The organism is Rhodospirillum centenum SW (assembly GCF_000016185.1).
Lineage (GTDB): Bacteria > Pseudomonadota > Alphaproteobacteria > Azospirillales > Azospirillaceae > Rhodocista > Rhodocista centena.
In genome coordinates this window covers 4,048,089-4,065,521 of sequence record NC_011420.2, presented here as the reverse complement: position 1 = coordinate 4,065,521, position 17,433 = coordinate 4,048,089, and the positions used below count along the sequence as shown (strand labels likewise).

The following is a 17,433-nucleotide window of genomic DNA, read 5'->3' as shown; positions in this document are numbered from 1 at the left end:
CCTAGCCCTGCCCGCCGGAGCCGTCGATGGCGGGCGCGGCTTCACCGGCCGGAGGAGCCTCCGACGCCGTATCGGGCACGGGGCGGACGGGGGCGCCGGGGCGGGCCTTCTGCTGCCCCGTCACCACGATCACCTCGCCGGGGTCCAGACCCTGCTCGACCGCGAACAGCCCGTCGGACTGCGCCCCCAGGGTCACCCGCCGCATCCGCGCCACGTTGTCGGAGTCGACGACCAGCACGAACGGCCCCTCGCGGTCGCGCTGCACGGCACTGACCGGGACCGCGGGCCCGCTCTCCACCGCCTGCGGCCGGACCAGCACCGTGGCGTACTGGCCGGGCAGCAGCAGCCGGTCCGGGTTGGGAAACAGGGCGCGCACGGTGACGGTGCCGGTGCGCGGATCGACCCGGTTGTCCATGAACTCGACCCGGCCGCGGTGGGGATAGTCCGCCCCCGTCGCCAGCCGCAAGGTCGGCACGAAGCGGTCGCCGAGCTGCGCCAGGGTCTCCGCCCCGGTCTGCTGCATGACCTGGAGCACCTGCCGGTCCGAGACGGAGAAGGTGACGCGGATCGGATCGAGATCGACGACCGTCGTCAGCACGCCCGTCTCGGGCGTCACCAGATTGCCGGCGGTGACGGCGGTCGCCCCGATGCGTCCGGCGATCGGGCTGGCGATGCGGGTATAGGAGAGCCGCAGTTCCGTCTGCTGGAGCTGCGCCTTGGCGGCCAGCACGTCGGCCTCGGCCGAGGCGAGCGCGGCCTGGGCCTCGTCCAGGGCGGCCTCGCTGACGGTTCCCTTGGAGCGCAGCGCCTCCGCCCGGCGCGCGGATTCCGATGCCTCGGTCAACTGGGCCTGGGCGCGGGCGAGCTGGGCCTCGGCGGCGGTCCTCTCGGCCTCGTAGGGCGCCGGCTCGATGACGTAGAGGAGCTGGCCCGCCTCGACATCCGTGCCCTCCTCGAAGGCCACGGCCTCCAGCGTACCGGACACCCGCGGCCGGGCCTCGAAACTGGCGACCGCCTCGACACGGCCGACGAACTCGGCGGGCGGTGCGATCGGCGCCGTCCCGACCTCCGCCGTCACGACGGCGGGAGGCGGGCCACCGGCCCCGCCGGGCGCCTGCGCGACCGCCGGTCCGGGCACGACCACAAGGAGGAAGGCGAGAGCGGCCCGGAGCGACCGGCCGGTGCGGCTGGGGTGGATCATGGGCGCGCCTTGGCTGCCAGGAACCCGGACAGGACTCCGGGGCAGAAAACCGGACCTGCGCGCCTGCAACAGCCGGGAGGGCGAATCCGCACGGATCATCGTGCGGGCCGATCCGAAAAACCGGCGTAGCTTCAGCCGTCGGCGGCCGAATTATCGGAGGGGATGGCCCCGTCTGCGCGCATCCCCGCAACCACCCGGGCGATCAGGTCGATGAGCTGCCGCCGCTCCGGCTCGGACAGGGGGGCGAGCGCCGCCCGGTTCACGTCCTGCGCGGCAGCAGTGGCCGGTCCTTGCAGCAGGCGGGCTGTCTCGGTCAGCCAGACCTGCTGTGCCCGTCCGTCACCCGGATGCGGCCGGCGGACGACCAGCCCGTCGCGTTCCATCCGGGCCAGGGTCTTGGCCATGGTCGCCTGCTCCACGTCCAGGCGTTCGACCAGCTCGCGCTGGGTCAGCCCGTCCTGCCGCCAGAGTTCGATCAGGGTCATGAACTGGGCCGGGGCCAGCCCCAGGGGCCGGATGCGCTCCTGCAGCCGGATCGCGAAGAGCCGGGCCAGATGGTTGGCGAGATAGCCCGCCGAGGTCGTCTTGTCGAAGGCCATGCGGGGATACTGGTCTTGCATAGCATGCCATGCAATGATATATGGCATGCTATGTATATTGACGGACCCGTCCCCGCCGGCCGATCCCCGGCCCGGCCCCTGCGGAAGGACCCTCGCCATGCGCTCCCTTGTGAAGCTCATCCATCCCGTCGCCGGCGCCACCGCCCTGCTGATGGTGTCGGGGTTCCTCATTGCCACCCTGCTGGCGGAACTGGCGGGCACGCCGGCGGACATCGTCGTCGTGAAGACGGCGATCCCCTGGCTGCTGCTGGTGCTGATCCCGGCGATCGCGCTCGCCGGCGGGTCGGGCTTCCGCCTGGGGGCCGGGTGGACAGCGCCCCTGGCCGCGGCGAAGCGCCGGCGCATGCCGCTGATCGCGGCGAACGGGCTGCTGGTGCTGGTTCCGGCCGCCCTGTTCCTGGCAGCGAAGGCGGAGGCCGGTGCCTTCGACGCAACTTTCTATGCCGTGCAGGCGGTGGAACTGCTGGCCGGTGCCACGAACCTCGTGCTGCTGGGCCTGAACGCGCGCGACGGGTTTGTCCTGAGCGGCCGCCTGCGGCGCCGGACGGCCGTGTAGGACGGCTGCACGGGGAAGCTGCGGCCTTCGCTCAGGCCGGGCGGGCCTGATCCAGCCAGCCGGCCCCGTCCTCGGCGAAGGCCGCCTGGCTGCGCCCCCGCCCCTTCGCCGCGTACAGCGCCGCATCCGCCCGGTGCAGGATGACGTTCACGTTGGCGTCGTCGGGGCGCAGCGAACTGCCGCCGATGCTGGCCGAAATCGGTATCGCGGTCCCTTCGAAAAGGACGGGTTCGGTGCGGATGGCGTCCAGGATGCGTTCGGCCACCTGCACCGCCCCCTCGTATCCGGTATCGGGCAGGAGCACGGCGAATTCCTCACCACCCAGGCGGCCGAACCTGTCCACCGAGCGCAGCAGCCGGCCGACCCGGTCCGTCAGCGTCTGCAGAACAGCATCCCCCGCCGCATGTCCATAGGTGTCGTTGACCCGCTTGAAATGGTCCATGTCGATCTGCAAGACACTGAACACGCGGCCATAGCGGCAGGCCCGGTCCCATTCCGCCTCCAGCGCCGCCCAGAAGGCCCGGTGGTTCAGAATGCCGGTGAGCGGATCGGTGTTGGCAAGCTGCTCCAGCCGTCGGTTCGCCAGTTCCAGTTCCCGGGTCCGCTCCGCCACCTCCTTCTGCAACTGGGCCTGACGGCGGCGTAGAACAGATGTGCGGCCCTGCACGATGGCCACCACCAGCAGCGCCGCCAGCATCACCATGAGGGCGCGGAAGGCATTGGTCTGATACCAGCCGGCCTCGACCCGGACATCCAGGGTGAAATCGTCCGCTCCCCAGTCCTCGCCAGGGGCGACCGCCTGGATCCGCAGGACATAGTCCCCGGGCGGCAGGTTGGTGTAGGCGACGCTGCGGTCGGCCGGTCCCCGGTCGGTCCAGTCGCTGTCGAAGCCGTCCAGACGGACCCGGTAACGCATCAGGTCGGCAGCGACATACCCCAGGGCGGCGAAATCGACGGAAAGGCTGCGCTGCTGGCCCGGCAGGACGAGCGGCGGGGCCATGCGGGTGCCGTTGTAAAGCCCGACCGGCTGCTCAACCCCGCCGGCACGCAGTCCTGTCAGCCGCACCGGCGGGTGCGGCCGATGCGGCCCCAGCTCGGCCGGCTCGATCACGGTCAGGCCGCCGCCGGCACCGAACAGCATGTCCCCGGCCGGCGTGGCAGCACCGGAGCGCGCCCAGTAGGCGGGAAGCGAGACGCCCTCCGCCGCTCGGAACGCCGTCACCGTCAGATCGGGGGCGACGCGGCCGATGCCATCGGCGGTGCTGATCCAGAAGGCCCCGGTGCGGTCCTCCAGGATCTCCCCGATATTGTTGTTCGGCAGCCCGTCGGCCGTCGTCAGGGTGCGGAAGCGCGTCCCGCCGCCCGGTTCGCCGACGGCAAGGCCACTGCCCATGGTGCCGACCCAGGGGCGTCCCTGGCTGTCAAAGCGCACCACGCTCAACAGTCCCTCCGGCAGCGATGCCGGATCGGCGGGATCGTGACGCAGGACCTGGCCGGTGCAGGTTCCGGTATCCACCGCATGCAGACCGTCGGGCGTGCCGGCCCAGAGCCGCCCGTCGGGTCCGTTCAGCAGCGACATCGCATTGGCAAGACCCGCCGCGGCGTCCGTCCCGTCGGCCGCGACGCAGCGGAACCGCTCGACCGTCTTCCCCGACGCCCCCAGGACGAACAGGCCCGCCCGTCCGCCCAGCAGAAGGCGTCCCTCGCGGAAGAGGAGCGAATGGACGACACGGTCCGGGTCCGGCATCGTGGGGCGGCTGACCGTGCGGGCAACCGGATCGATGATCGCCAAACCGTGCTGCATGCCGACATAGTAGCGGCCCGCGTGCAACCGGACGGCCAGCACAGCCCCGTCCGGCAGCAGGCCACCCGGAGGCAGCCGTTCGACCACCCCGTCGCGCGGGTCCAGAATGTCGATGCCGCCGGCGAGATATCCCACCGCCACACGGCCGTCGGACAGGGCATCGACCGCCATGATGTCGGCCCCGCTCAACCCCTCGCGGCGCAAGGGCGAATAACGGATCGAGGTCACGCTGGCAGCGGCAGCATCGACCCGGGAGAGACCGTTGCGGGTGCCCACCCAGATCATGCCGCCACGGTCGCGGAACAGGGCGAAGAGCACATCGTCGGCGAGGCTGAGGTCGTCGGCCCGGTCGTGCCGGATCGGGTGTGTCCGCCCCGTCTTCGCCTCCAGTTCGATGATCCCGTCCCTGAGCGTGGCGATCCACAGGCTGCCGGTGCCGGTATCGACCATGCGGACAAGACTGCCACGGGGAAAGCCGAGGTTCTGCCCGTCCGCCCCCTTGACCGGCGTGAACCCGTCCACGCCGCCGCGCCAGAGCTGATCGTTGTCGGAGGTCGTCACCGCGACATGGATACGGTCGGCGGCGTCCTTGCCCAGCACCCGGGCCGCCATCCCTTCCGGCAGCCCGGGAAAGGGGCGCGGGCCGTCACCGTCCGGAGCGACCCGCGCGAGCCCCCCCTGAGTCCCGATCCAGACGGCGCCACGGTCATCCCGCAGCAGAGAACTGATGCGCGGGTCGGGCACGCCTTGACTGACCGTGACAAGCGTCCCGTCGGCGGTACGGTGGGCGAGGCCGCCGCGGGTGGCGATCCACAGCCCGCCCCGCCCGTCGTCGGCGAAGTCCTGCACGAGCGGATGCGGCAGCATCCCCCTGTCCGGCGACAGCGGGATGAAGCGGTCACGGGTTTCGTCATACCAGGCGGCCCCCGCACCCGCCGTCCCGACCCACAGACGGCCCGCATGGTCCACATGCAGGGCCAGGATATAGGCATGGGGGAGACCCGCCGGATCGGAGGGGGTGGCGAGATAGGTCCGCAGCCGGTAGCCGTCGAACCGCGAGAGACCGCCCTGGGTCCCCACCCACATGAACCCCTGGGCATCCTGCACGACCGCGGTGACAATCGGATGGGGAAGACCGTCGCGCTGCCCGATGCTGTCGAAAGCCGGGGTCGCCAGAACCTGCCAGTGATCGTTGGCCCGGGCAGGAGGCGCGAGGGCCAGGGCCGCAAGGATGAGTGCGAGCACTGGAAGAACACGGCTTGTCATGACGGACAACGCGGAGAGAGGGCGGGGGAAGACATGACCATACAGCGTCACAGGCGTTTCCAGTCCTTCACACATCTCTGCCCGGCCCTGCGCGCAAACAATGCGTCTCCAGCCATGCTCATCCGGCAGGTCGTCCGCTGGAACCGGCAGGCGGACCATCGGCGGGGGGCCGGGTCCGTCGCTCCAGGAGCTGGAAGCCGAGGCTCCGGCTGAGTTCCGTCTCGCAGGACGAATCCGGGCAGAGCGCGATCAGCCGCCCGAGTCCGAAGCGGAGCATCCAGTCGGGAATCCGCGGCTCCCAGGCGCCCGCCGCCTGGTCCAGACCGCGCATGTCCACCTTCAGGTAGTCCGCCGCCGCCAGCGGCAGGAAGCCGGGATCCGTGTTGCGCAGGGACAGGTGGTCGAAAGCGACCCGGCAGTCCCAGAGCCGCAGGACATCCACCGCTTCCTCCAGCCGCTCGCGGCTCAGGTCCGGATCCGTGACCGGCAGTTCGACGATCAGGTTGACGCGCTGGTCGAAGCTGAGCCCGCGCATGAACTCCTGGAAGACCGGCTCGACCACGGTTCCGGCCAGCAGGTTGATGCTGTGCGGGGATTGCAGCCGCGTCGGCTCCGTCTGGAAATGCCGGATGATGCGGCGGTCCAGAATGGGGGAGATCTGCTGCAACAGCCAGGGATCGTGGCGCAGCGGAACGCCGATGGCGCGTTCCAGGCTGTCCAGGGCGACCGTGACCTCGCTGAACAGCAGCGACCAGCCCCCGTCGTCATCGTGCCGCCAGACCGGCGATTCGCGGACCACGGCGGCGATGTCCGCCCGCGACAGCACCTGCTCATAGGCGCCCAGCCGGTGGATCGCGGCCAGCCGCTGCGCTTCGGCCGGGGTCAGGGCACTGGGCCGGGGGTCGTCAGCGGCCGGCAGAAGCCGGCGCAGATGGGCGACGAAACGGGCGGTATCGGCCGGCAGATGGAAGACGGTGAAGCGCGGCGCCGTCAGATGCTGCCCGGCGAAGTCGGATGCGACGGCATGCAGCTTCTCGATGAACGGATCGGGCGACGTCCCGTGGAACAGGAAGACCTGCGAGTAGGGACCGGTGTCCACGATCTCCGGCGTGAAGCGGCCGGCGAAGCGGTCCACCAGTTCCATCACCGCCCGCCGGAACAGGGGATTTTCGGCGTGCGGCACCTCCCACAGGTCCAGGGCGACGGCAACGCCGCCGGCCTGACCGGACTGGACCTGGCGCAACAGATCCGCGGTGCCTGTGAGACCACCTCGCATCCGCCTAGTCCAATCCAGAACGGGTGGACAGGCAAGGCCTTTCTCGTGCCGGTAAAGACACGCCGTCAGGTCCGGGGCTGGAAGATGACAGCGTAGTTCATGCGGCCCGGATCGGAATGCAGCGGGACGACCCGTAGCCGGTAGGCGACCGGCGCCTGGAGGTGCAGCCCGGCGTCGATGTCGGCGACGCCGCCCTGGACCAGCGTCCGGGTCACGGACGAACGGGTCGGGGCGTCCAGGAAGCGCACCAGCGAGCTGTCCCGGACCCGGATCAGGGCCGGCAGCGTCTCCTTCGCCGCCCGGTTGGCATCGACGATGACCAGATGGTCATCGACGATCACCACGGGCAGCGGAAAGTGGTTGAACATCGTCTCGAAGCGCTGGAGCTGGGTAACGGCCCGCAGTTCCGACTCGCGCAACTGTTCGTTCTGGAGGCGCAGTTCCTCCTCACGGACGTTCCATTCCTGGACCAGCTCGTCCTTGGACAGCTTCGTCGGGTCCATGCCGATCCGGTCCAGGCCCCGACCGGTGGTATCCGGATCAGGCTTCATGGGACAAGACCTCCTCCTCGTCGTTCGCACCGACCAGCGACGTGATGTTGATATGGCTGACCACAGCGCCGCCCCCGCTGCCTTGCAGGGGAGCCGCATGCATCAGGAACCAGCGCTTCTCGGTCGGTGAATGGCAGGGATAGCGCAGGGAGAAATGCTCGATGCTGCGGCTGAGCACGGCACGCAGCCCGGCCGCCGCCTTGGCAGCGTAGCTGTCGCGGGGCACGGCACCCACGCAGGCATCGAAATAGTTGGTGCCGACGCCGACCCGCTCGGCGTCTCCCTCATTGGCTGCGGCGAACCGGGTCCAGGCGGAGTTGACGAACTGGATGTTCCCGTCGCCATCCAGGACGGCCAGATGCTCGGGCAGTGAATCGATGAGGTTCTGGAGACTTTCAAGCTGGTTCAGCTTGGTGATGTCGATGAAGGCGACGACCGCGCCCAGCACGGCCCCCTCGCCGTCGGAATAGGGCATCATGCGGATCAGGTAGTCGGTGCCGTCCCGGGTCCGCCAGTAGACCTCCCGGCCGGTCCGCTGCTGCACCACCGCCCCGAGGTCGCGCGGCAAGGTCGCATAGCCGATCTTGTTCGAGAAATCCCCGAGCGGGCGACCGATGTCGGTATCGCGGAAATCGTAGATCAGGCGGGAATCCGGCGTGAACCGGGTCAGGACGATCTCCGAATCCACGAAGATCGTCGGGATTGCCGCCGCCCGCGCCATCAGGTCCAGATCGGCATTCGCCTTCACCAGAAGCTGGATCTTCTCCTGATACTCGCTGTTGACCGTATAGAGTTCCTCATTGACCGACTGCAGTTCCTCGTTCGTCGATTGCAGTTCCTCGTTGGAAGCCAGAAGCTCCTCGTTGGCCGCCTGCAGTTCCTCGTTGGCCGCCTCCAGTTCTTCGATGGTAGACTGAAGGTGTTCCCGTGTGATCGCCAGTTCCCCTTCCAGCATCTCGATGCGGGCGCTGGGGGCTTCCGCAGCGTCGGCCGGATCCGGAACGATGGCCGCCGCCTGCACAGGCAGGAAGGTCACGACCATCAACTGGTCCAGCGGCGCCTCGTGCGCCACCGGCGCCGCCCGGATGCGGAAGGCTTCGACAGGGCCGTCCGCCGGGCGCCCGAGGGCGATCGGGGCAGAGAACACGGGGGCACGGTCCCGTCTGGCCACCGCCAGGACCTGAAGCAGGGTGGCGCTGGCGCCGGGCGCCATCATGCGGGCAGGATCCAGGGTCGCCTGCCCCTTCGGCAGCCGCAGGAAGCGGGAGACATCCCCGAACACATGCGCGATCTCCCGCGTTTCGGTCAGCAGGATGCTGGGCGGCAGGAGGGTGTCGATCAGCGCATCCTTGATCCGGTCCATCGGCGTCGCCGGGTCCGCCACGCCCGGCGGCCGGGAGACGACGTGCAGGGCCCGGTCCATGCGCCCGATCTGCAACGCCTCCAGCGACAGGGCCCCCGGCCGCAAGGTCCGGAAGATCTTGTTCTTGGAGGAAAGGACCATGAAATCGCGCGCGGCGGGTCCCAGGCTCTCGCTGCTGCCCAGGAACAGGATGCCGCCGTCCGTCAGCGCGTACTGGAAGCGCTTGATGACCTTCTCCTGGAGGGACGCCTCGAAGTAGATCAGCGTGTTGCGGCAGACCAGCAGATCGACCTTGGTGAAGGGGGCGTCGGTGATGACGTTGTGCCGGGCGAAGATCACCATGCGCCGGATCGCCGGGGTGATGCGGTACATCTCCCCCTGGCGGACGAAACAGGCATCCAGCCGCTGCGGCGACAGCTCGGCCTCGATGGTCGCGGGATAGAGCCCGGCGGAGGCGACGTCGAGATAGTCCTGCACCACGTCGGTGGCGAAGATCTTCACCTCAAGGCTCAGGCCCGCCGCCTGCATCGCCTCATGGACCAGGATGGCCAGGGAGTAGGCTTCTTCCCCTGTGGAGCACCCGGCCGACCAGATCCGCAGCGGTTCGCCCTTCGCCTTGTGCGCCAGCAGGTCGGGCAGGAGCCTGGCCAGCTCGTCGAAGGCGGGACCGTCGCGGAAGAACCGGGTGACGCCGATCAGAACCTCACGGCGCAGCGTCTGCAACTCCGCGGGATCGCCGCGCAGGAGCTTGGCGTAGTCGGTCAGGCTGGCACAGTGGCGGAGGGTCATCCGGCGGTGGATGCGGCGGACGACGGTGGACTGCTTGTACTGGTCGAAGGGAATGGCGGTCCGGGTGCTCAGATCCTCCAGGATCGCGCGGTATCCCTCCTGCTCGGGGCCGGACACCCCGTCCGGGGCATGCAGCAGCACGGGTTCGGGGACCTGGCCGTGCAGGTATTCCAGGACGCGGCGGGCGAGCTGTCGCGCATCCCCCTGCTCGTCCACGTAGCCGGTGGCGATGGCGCTGCGGGGCATGCCGTCGAACTGGGCCGAGGAAGGAGTCTGCGCGAGCGTCAGGCCGCCGACGCTGTTGATCGCCACCACGCCGCGCGTGCCGTCGCTGCCGGTGCCGGACAGCACGACCCCGATGCAGTTGTTCTTGAACACCTCGGCCATCGACGTGAACAGGATGTCGATGGGCAGGCTGACGACGCCGGGGGTCTTCGGGCGCAACGCGAAGCGCCCGGTCGGCGTGATGCGCAGCGTCACCGAGGGCGGAATCAGGAAGACCTGCCCGGCCACGAGCGGCATGCCGTCCTCGATCACGGTGATCGGCAGGCATGTGCTCCGGGTCAGCAGGTCCGGCATCATGCTCTTATGGTCGGGCGAGAGATGCTGCACGACGATGAAGGCCGCCGGGCGCGCCTGCACCGGGTCGAGCGCGGAGAAGAAATCCTGCAACGCCTCCAGCCCGCCGGCCGAGGCCCCCAGCGCGACGATGAAGTCCGGCCGGCCGTGCAGGGAGACCGGCGCCGGCCCGCACCGGAGACGGGGCTCCGGCGCCTTTGCAGCCGTCGGGAGATCGGGGGCGGGGTGGCGGCGCGTGGTCAACCGTTCCCCCTGATCATCTGAAGGATCAGCGTGCGCCCGACGGGCCGGCAGAAATGGTAGCCCTGGGCCATCTCACAGCCCAGGTCCTTGAGCAGGCGGGCCTGTCCCGCCTCCTCCACCCCTTCCGCCAGGGCCACGGCATCCAGGCCGCGGGCGAGCGCGATGATGGATTCCACGACCCGGCGCTCACGGCCGTTCGTCTCGATCCCGTTGATGAAGACCTTGTCGATCTTGATCTTGTCCACCTGGATATGGGTCAGATAGCGCAAGGACGAGTAGCCGGAGCCGAAATCGTCGAGCGCGAGGCGGACGCCGCTCTGTTGCAGCATGGACTGCACGACATCCAGCGCCTCCGACGCGGCCAGCAGGGACCGCTCGGTGATCTCGATCTCGAACTTCTCCGGATTGAGGCCGCTCGCCTTGATGGCGGCGATGAAGTCGCGCACATGGTCCACGTCGGCGAATTCGACGGGCGAGAAGTTGATGGAGATGACCGGCAGCTCCTCGTCCGTGAGCCCCATGGCCTTGACGTCGGCGATGACGAGATCGCGCACGGCGCGCCCGAGTCGCTGGGTCAGGCCCATGTCCTCGATGGTGGCGATCAGCCGTTCCGTACCGATGCCCATCTGGCCGCTGAGGTCGGAGCGGACCAGCGCCTCCACCCCCATGATACGCTGGTCGGAGAGGCGGACCTGAGCCTGGTAGACCACCCGCAGACTGTCCCAGAAGGCCGGGCTGGAGACGAGGCGCGACAGGCGGATCTCGTCCATCTGCCGCTCGGTGGCCTGCCGCTCGAAGAAGGCGAAGTGGTTTCCGCCCTGGGCACGGGCCATGTGCAGGGCCGATTCCGCCTGCTCCAGCGATGTTTCGGGCCGGGGTCCCGACGCCGACAGGCTGATACCGATTCCGGCGGTCAGGAAACCGATATCCTCGTCCGGCACGACAACGGCGCGCACGGCCGAGAGCAGTTCCTCGGCGAACTGGCCGGCCTGGGCTGGGGTCAGGGGAGCGTGCTTGACAAGACAGAACTCGTCCCCCCCGGTACGGGACAGCAGGTCGCCCGCATCCAGGCGCAGCGTCAGCTCGTCCGCCACCTGGCGCAACAGTCGATCCCCCGCATCCACGCCGATCTTGGCGTTGACGCTGCTGAACTTGTCGAGATCGAGCGCGAACAGCGCGATCTGGCTGCCCCCGCCGGGACTGCCCTGGATCTCCGCCAGATGATTCAGAAGGGAGGAACGGTTGGGCAGCCGTGTCAGGGCATCGTGCGATGCCAGCCAGCGCGCCCGGTCCGACAGGCCCCGCTCGGACTCCCGGTCCAGGGCGATGCCGAGGACCTGCTGGAACGTCCCCCGCTCGTCGCGGTCCACGCTGCCGAACAGGCTGTACCAGCGGACACGCCCGTCAGCCGTCGCCAGCCTCACATCGACCGACAGCGGTATACCGTCGGCAGCGCCCTCCATGGCCGCGGCGAAGGCCGGCCGGTCCTCCGCGGCGATCAGGGCGGAAAGGTCCGGCGGCAGCGCCGGATCGTACCCGAGCGCCACCAGGAAATCGGCCGACGGGCGGAAGGTGCCGTCGATGCCGGCCGTCCAGTCCTGACCGCCGACCGAGGCGACGCGGGCCCGCTCGCGCCGGCGGTACAGGAGCGCGGCCCGCATCGCCGCGAAGACACCGCTGATCCGCTCCAGTACGGCCATGTCTTCCGGACCGTAGGGGGCGGGCTTGTTACCGACGCCCAGGACGAACGGAGCCGGCCCGGTCTCCAGAACGGGGACGCCGAGATGCCGCCACAGCGCGACATGGCCGACCGGCTTCGCCGGGGGGGGCATCGCGCCGTTCCGGGGAAGCGCACCGGCTTCCCGCACGGCCGCGCCCACCGTGTTCTGGACGACGGCGCGACCGCTGCGGAGGCAGTCTTCCCAGAGACCGCCTGTGGCATGGTCATGGACATCCGGCGGCGGGGCCGCCCCCGCGGCGGGTCGGGACCACATTGCCGTGGTCGCCGTCCCATCCAGCGGATCAAAGAACTGCAGGTAGCTGACCCCGCTTCCTGTCAGGGCCTCGGCCCCTTCCAGGACGATCCGATCCAGGCCGGGGAGATCCCCCCCCAGGAACGCTGCGGTCATTCTGTCCAGAAGAGACTCGAGTTGCTTCGCCATCACGTCGGCACGCTTCGCTACCCAGGACCATTGCCTCTTCCGGCCAGCGGCAGCGCCTACCCTGTCGGGCATCCGGCACAGTCCCGCGGACACGCGAACAGGCTAGCCCATAAAGCTGTCACTGCCCATGACAGCCTGTGGTTAATTGAGAAGACACCACTTCCACGGGCAGCAGCAGCGACCGTGCCGCCGGAATCCACAATCTGAAATAGCCGGCACCCTGCCCCGCCGCCACGTCACTCACGACGGGACATTGCCACGGTATCGGACAGTTACCACAGGAGCATATGGCCGCTGGCACGGACCGGCCGGTCCCGTCCGCCCCATCGGGCCAGAGGGGTGGAATCAGAACAGAATCAATCGTGGATGTTGAATGTCGCCTGCCACGGCGGCACGGGAACCGCCGTGGCAGGCGACCTGGAAGCATGGGGGCATGAAGGGACGCCCATGGCATCCGGCCGGCATCCGGCCGGCGCGATCTGGCGCCCGCTGCCCAGGGGCTTGACCCGTCAGGCCCTGGTATCGACCAGACCGCCGGAGAGGAGCTTGCTCAGATAGGCGGTCGCGGTGCCGGAATCCGTGCCCTCCTCCTCCGCATTCTGCTTCAGGAGGCTCAGCGCCGTCTCATAGACGGAGGTGGTTGCCGAACTGTCGGACTCCGTCTCCGCCCCGCCGGCAGCACCGCCAGGGGGCATCCCGCCGCCCGGAGGCGGTCCGCCCGCGCCGCCGGGGGGCGGTCCACCGGCCCCGCCGGGAGGCGGTCCGCCGGCCGGACGACCGCCCCCGCCCAGGGACTGGGCGAGCTCGTCAAACGTCTTCGCGATCAGGTCGGCATCGTCCTCGCTGAGCGTCCCGGCCTCGACATCGGCCGCGAGTCTGGCAGCCAGCTTCTCCTCGAAGGACGTGCCCTCCGACTCCGCATCCGTTCCGGCGGTCGTGGTGACGGTGTCCGCCACGGTCGTGGCGGTCGTCTCGTCGTCGGTCGTGCTCGTGCGCTTCAGGGAGGACAGGAGCGCCTGCTGGAGCAGGGACGTGCTCCCGTAACCGGAAATGGAACTGGCCATGGGGGTCCTCGGCGTTGGTGGAGCGCGCCGGACGGCACTCCTCAGCCCTTACACGCCGCAGATCCGCTGCCCTGACGCCCTCAGCCCCGCCAGACCGGATCGCGGACGACCTGCCGCAGCCGGGCCCGCGCCGGATCGTCCGGCGGCAGGCCGAAGCGCAGGAGGTCCGGCCGGTCGGGAAAGCGGCGCACCCAGAGTCCGGCGGCGGCCAGCGCCCCGGACAGGGCCAGGGCGGCCGGGGTCCGCACCAGCCGGAACAGCGGCGTGCCGCCCACGACCGTCAGCCCGGCCGCTGCCAGATCGGCGTCGAGCGCCGCCGCGGCGGCCTCCAGCCGGAGGCGGGTCGCCGCCGTCCAGGCATCGTCCTCCAGCGCGCGGCGGCCGATCTCCAGCGCCGGGCCGGAGACGCTCCAGGGGCCGAGTGCCGCCTCGACCGCGGCCACGAGGGCGGTGTCCGCCAGGACGAACCCCAGCCGCAGACCCGCCAGCCCGTAGAACTTCCCGAAGCTGCGCAGCACGACCAGCCCCGGCATGCCCGCCGCCGGGGCGACGCTGGCCTCGGGGCAGGTGTCGGCGAACGCCTCGTCCACCACCAGCCAGCCGCCCCGCCGGGCCAGGGCCGCCGCGAGCTCCAGCACCCGCCGCGGCGGGTGCAGGCGGCCGTCGGGATTGTTCGGGTTGACGACGACGCAGACCTCAGTGTCGTCGGGCAGGGCGTCGATGCCGGGAACGGCCGTCACCTCGTGGCCGGCCGCGGCCCAGCAGTGGGCATGCTCGTTGTAGGTGGGCGACTGGATGGCGACCCGCGCGGGGGGCCGCAGCCGTGGCAGAAGCTGGATCAGCGCCTGGGTGCCCGGCGCCGCCGCGACACGGCCCGCGTCCGGAACGCCGTAGCGCCGGGCGGCCGCGTGACGGAGGGCGGCAAGGGCGGCCGCACCGGGCAGCCGGGTCCAGCTCTCCGGCTCCAGCGGCCCGACCGGGAAGGGCCAGGGGTTGATCCCCGTGGACAGGTCGATCCAGGGGCCGGGGGCGTCCGGCCAGGTCCGGCGCGCGGTGTCCAGGTCGCCGCCATGCGGCAGCAGGCCCTGCCCTGCGGTCACGCTGTCTCCGCTGTCCCCGTTCATGCTTCTTCCCCGGCCGGCGGAATGCCAGCACTGCCCATAAGCCAGCGCCGCGGCGGCGTCCAGACCCGGCCGCGGGCCGGCGGGCAGAACCGCGCGTGGCCGCATCGTCTCAGCCCCGGCGGCCCCCCATGTCCGCCGCGTCCGCCCGCCGCCAGGCGAGCGCGTAGGGCTGCCCCTCCCGGACTCCGCGCAGCAGTTCGATGGCGTAGACCTGCTCCAGCCGGCCACCGGAGAGCAGCGTGGCCGGATCGCTGTCGGCCACGATGGCGCCACCTTCCGCCATGAGGCAGAGGCGGGTGCAGAAGCGCAGCGCCAGCGCCAGCTCGTGCAGCACCACCATCACCCCCATGCCCTCCGCCGCCAGCCCGGCCAGCAGTTCCATGAGCTGGAGCTGGTGGTAGGGGTCGAGCCCCGCCGCCGGCTCGTCCGCCAGCAGATAGTCGGGCTCCACCGCCAGGGCGCGGGCCAGCATCACCCGCGCCCGCTCGCCGCCCGACAGCGTCGTCACCACGCGGTCGCGCAGGCCGGTGACGCCGCAGCGGGCCATCGCCCGCCCGACGGCAGCCGCGTCCGCCCCGCCGCTGCCGCGCCAGGGATCGGCGTGGGGCAGGCGGCCCAGCGTGACCACGCGCTCCACCCGCAGCGGCCAGTGGCTGCCGGCCTGCTGGTCGAGGAAGGCCAGCCGCCGCGCCCGCTCCGCCGGCGGCAGCCCGGCCAGGGGACGGCCGTCCAGGCTGACCTGCCCCCGGTCGGGCCGGGAGAGGCCGGCGAGCGTCCCCAGCAGGGTCGTCTTGCCCGCCCCGTTGGGGCCGATCAGCCCGACCAGTTCCCCCGGCCGGAGCCCGACGGACACCCCGTCCAGCACGGCCCGGCCGCCCAGGTCGATCCCCAGCTCGTGTGCCCGGAGCCCCGTCATCGCACCTCCGCCCTCAGCCGGTTGAGCAGGAGCAGGAAGAAGGGCGCCCCGATCAGGCCGGTGACGACACCCAGCTTCAGCTCGTCATTGGTCGGCACCAGCCGGACCAGGATATCGGCCGCCAGCAGCAGGGCACCGCCGGCCAGGGCACTGGGCAGCAGCAGGCGCCCCGGCTCGTGCCCGACGAAGGGCCTCAGCAGGTGCGGCACCACCAGCCCGATGAAGCCGATGGCACCCGTCACGGCCACCCCCGGCCCGACAGCCAGCACCGTGCCCAGCACGATGCGGCGGCGCAGCGCCGCCACGTCCACGCCCAGGCTGGCCGCCGTGCGTTCGCCCAGGCCCAGCGCGTCCAGGCTGTGCCGCTCCCGCGCCAGCATCGCCATCCCGACAAGCAGGAAGGGGGCCGCCAGCAGCACATGGTCGCGCGTCCGGTCGGTCAGCGACCCCAGCAGCCAGAAGGCGATCTCCAGGGCCGCGTGCGGGTTGGGCGCGAGGTTCAGGGCCAGCGAGGTCAGCGCCCCGGCGAGGGTCTGCACCGCCACGCCGGCGAGGATGAGGGACAGCACGCTGGCCTGCCTTCCTGCCAGCATGAGGATCAGCGCCATGCCGCAGCCGGCCCCCGCCATCCCGGCCAGCGGCATGGCGAGCGCAAGCTGGGCGGAGAGCCCGAAATAGAGCACCAGCACGGCGCCGAACGAGGCGGAGGCGGACGCCCCGACAAGGCCCGGATCGGCCAGCGGGTTGCGCAGGAATCCCTGCAGGGCCGCCCCCGCCATGCCCAGACCGGCCCCCACCAGCGCCCCCAGCAGGGCGCGCGGCAGGCGCACCTCCTGCGCCACCAGCACCACGGCGGGATCGCCCCGCCCCGCCAGCCCCGCCAGGATCTGTCCGGGCGGGACCGGGGCCGGACCGACCAGCAGGGACACCAGGAACAGGGCGGCCAGCAGCAGCCCAAGCCCGGCCAGCAGGAGCCCGTCTCCCCGCGGCCGGGCTGCGTCCGGGGGGCGGGCTCGGTCGGCAGCGGCGGCGGTCATGACGCCCCTCCCCCGCCGCGGACGGCCTCACGCAGCAGGGCCACCCCGTCGATGGAGCCGGGGCCGGCGCAGAGCCAGTACTTCAAGGGGAAGGACACCTCCCGCATCCGCCCTGCCAGTGGGCGCAGCGCGGGGTGGTCCAGCACCGACTGGCCCACACCGGGCCGGTCCGGCCGGCGGCTGTCCACCACCAGAACGTCCGGCGGATCGAGCGCGAGCTGTTCCACCATGACACGGCCGTTCGGGCGGGTGGAGAGACGCCCGCCGATGTTCGTCAGGCCGGCCGCGGCCATCATGTCGTTGACGATGCCGCGGGAGCCGGGAACCTCGCCCCCCGGCCGGTACAGCATGGCGGTGCCCAGGGCGGGGGCGGTGCCCGCCCCGGCCAACCGTGCCTCCAGGGCGCGCCGCAGCGCCCGGCCTCGCTCCGGCTGCCCGACCGCCGCCGCCACGGCGTCGATCTGGGGCAGGATGCCGGCCAGGGTCACCGCACCGCGCAGCCGCAGCACCGGCACGCCGAGATGCTCCAGCATGGCGACCGTGCGACCGCGGGTGAAACCGCCGTCCACCACCAGGTCGGGCTTCAGCATCAGGATCTCCTCCGCCGTGCCGCCGTGCCGGTGCAGACCCGAAGCCTGCGCCGCGAAGGGCGTCAGGTTCGGGTCCGCGGCAAGGCGGCTGAGGCCGGCGATCTGCTCCCGCTCCGCCACGGCCAGCACGAACTGGTCGGCGCAGAGCGAGAGCGAGACGACACGGCGGGGCGCCGCCCCCACCCCGTCCGTCGCCCCGGCCGCCGGACCGGGCAGGCCCGCGACGGACAGGACGACGGAGGACAGGACGAGGGCGAGCGGCAGGAGGGCGGCGGCGACGCGCCGGCCCATG

13 protein-coding genes are annotated in these 17,433 nt (G+C 71.1%); 1 reads left to right on the top strand and 12 read right to left on the bottom strand.

Features of this window, described 5'->3' with window-relative positions; genetic code table 11:
* Window position 1: 1 nt before the first annotated feature.
* Complete coding sequence (locus RC1_RS18580; RefSeq protein ID WP_012569001.1) at window positions 2-1,201, bottom strand: efflux RND transporter periplasmic adaptor subunit; 1,200 nt, start codon at window positions 1,199-1,201, stop codon at window positions 2-4.
* Between the two features lie 131 nt (window positions 1,202-1,332).
* Window positions 1,333-1,800 carry a MarR family winged helix-turn-helix transcriptional regulator gene (locus tag RC1_RS18575; protein WP_041785555.1) on the bottom strand — a complete coding sequence of 156 codons (468 nt, stop codon included), beginning with the start codon at window positions 1,798-1,800 and terminating at the stop codon, window positions 1,333-1,335.
* 118 nt (window positions 1,801-1,918) lie between these two features.
* Here RC1_RS18575 and RC1_RS18570 point away from each other — a divergent pair, with 118 nt between their 5' ends.
* Window positions 1,919-2,377 (top strand): hypothetical protein, encoded by a 459-nt coding sequence (locus RC1_RS18570; RefSeq protein WP_012568998.1) that lies wholly within the window; start codon window positions 1,919-1,921, stop codon window positions 2,375-2,377.
* Window positions 2,378-2,408: 31 nt separating this feature from the next.
* On the opposite strand, the gene RC1_RS18565 is transcribed toward RC1_RS18570, so the two are convergent.
* The 10 genes from RC1_RS18565 to RC1_RS18520 form a co-directional block, all read right to left on the bottom strand.
* A complete protein-coding gene (locus RC1_RS18565; RefSeq protein ID WP_041785553.1) occupies window positions 2,409-5,426 on the bottom strand; it encodes a ligand-binding sensor domain-containing diguanylate cyclase in 3,018 nt (1,005 codons plus the stop codon).
* Window positions 5,427-5,565: 139 nt separating this feature from the next.
* Window positions 5,566-6,690: a hypothetical protein gene (locus RC1_RS18560; RefSeq protein ID WP_041785550.1), complete on the bottom strand. Its 1,125-nt coding sequence runs from the start codon at window positions 6,688-6,690 to the stop codon at window positions 5,566-5,568.
* A gap of 98 nt (window positions 6,691-6,788) precedes the next feature.
* On the bottom strand, window positions 6,789-7,274 hold the full coding sequence (locus RC1_RS18555) for a PAS domain-containing protein (protein ID WP_012568995.1): 486 nt from the start codon (window positions 7,272-7,274) through the stop codon (window positions 6,789-6,791).
* Window positions 7,264-10,248: a CheR family methyltransferase gene (locus tag RC1_RS18550; protein WP_012568994.1), complete on the bottom strand. Its 2,985-nt coding sequence runs from the start codon at window positions 10,246-10,248 to the stop codon at window positions 7,264-7,266. Before RC1_RS18550 ends, RC1_RS18555 begins: the two co-directional genes overlap by 11 nt.
* Window positions 10,245-12,377 carry a bifunctional diguanylate cyclase/phosphodiesterase gene (locus RC1_RS18545; protein WP_041785547.1) on the bottom strand — a complete coding sequence of 711 codons (2,133 nt, stop codon included), beginning with the start codon at window positions 12,375-12,377 and terminating at the stop codon, window positions 10,245-10,247. The genes RC1_RS18550 and RC1_RS18545 overlap by 4 nt, the downstream gene beginning before the upstream one ends.
* Window positions 12,378-12,919: 542 nt before the next feature.
* Entirely contained in the window at window positions 12,920-13,474 is a 555-nt protein-coding gene (locus RC1_RS21910; RefSeq protein WP_012568991.1) for a hypothetical protein, read from the bottom strand.
* A gap of 80 nt (window positions 13,475-13,554) precedes the next feature.
* Window positions 13,555-14,574, bottom strand: a complete 1,020-nt coding sequence (gene cobD, locus RC1_RS18535; RefSeq protein WP_012568990.1) for a threonine-phosphate decarboxylase CobD — start codon at window positions 14,572-14,574, stop codon at window positions 13,555-13,557.
* A 133-nt stretch (window positions 14,575-14,707) separates the two neighbouring features.
* A complete protein-coding gene (locus tag RC1_RS18530; protein WP_012568989.1) occupies window positions 14,708-15,514 on the bottom strand; it encodes an ABC transporter ATP-binding protein in 807 nt (268 codons plus the stop codon).
* On the bottom strand, window positions 15,511-16,551 hold the full coding sequence (locus RC1_RS18525; RefSeq protein WP_012568988.1) for a FecCD family ABC transporter permease: 1,041 nt from the start codon (window positions 16,549-16,551) through the stop codon (window positions 15,511-15,513). Before RC1_RS18525 ends, RC1_RS18530 begins: the two co-directional genes overlap by 4 nt.
* On the bottom strand, window positions 16,548-17,432 hold the full coding sequence (locus RC1_RS18520; protein ID WP_012568987.1) for an ABC transporter substrate-binding protein: 885 nt from the start codon (window positions 17,430-17,432) through the stop codon (window positions 16,548-16,550). The genes RC1_RS18525 and RC1_RS18520 overlap by 4 nt, the downstream gene beginning before the upstream one ends.
* Between the last annotated feature and the right edge of the window lies 1 nt (window position 17,433).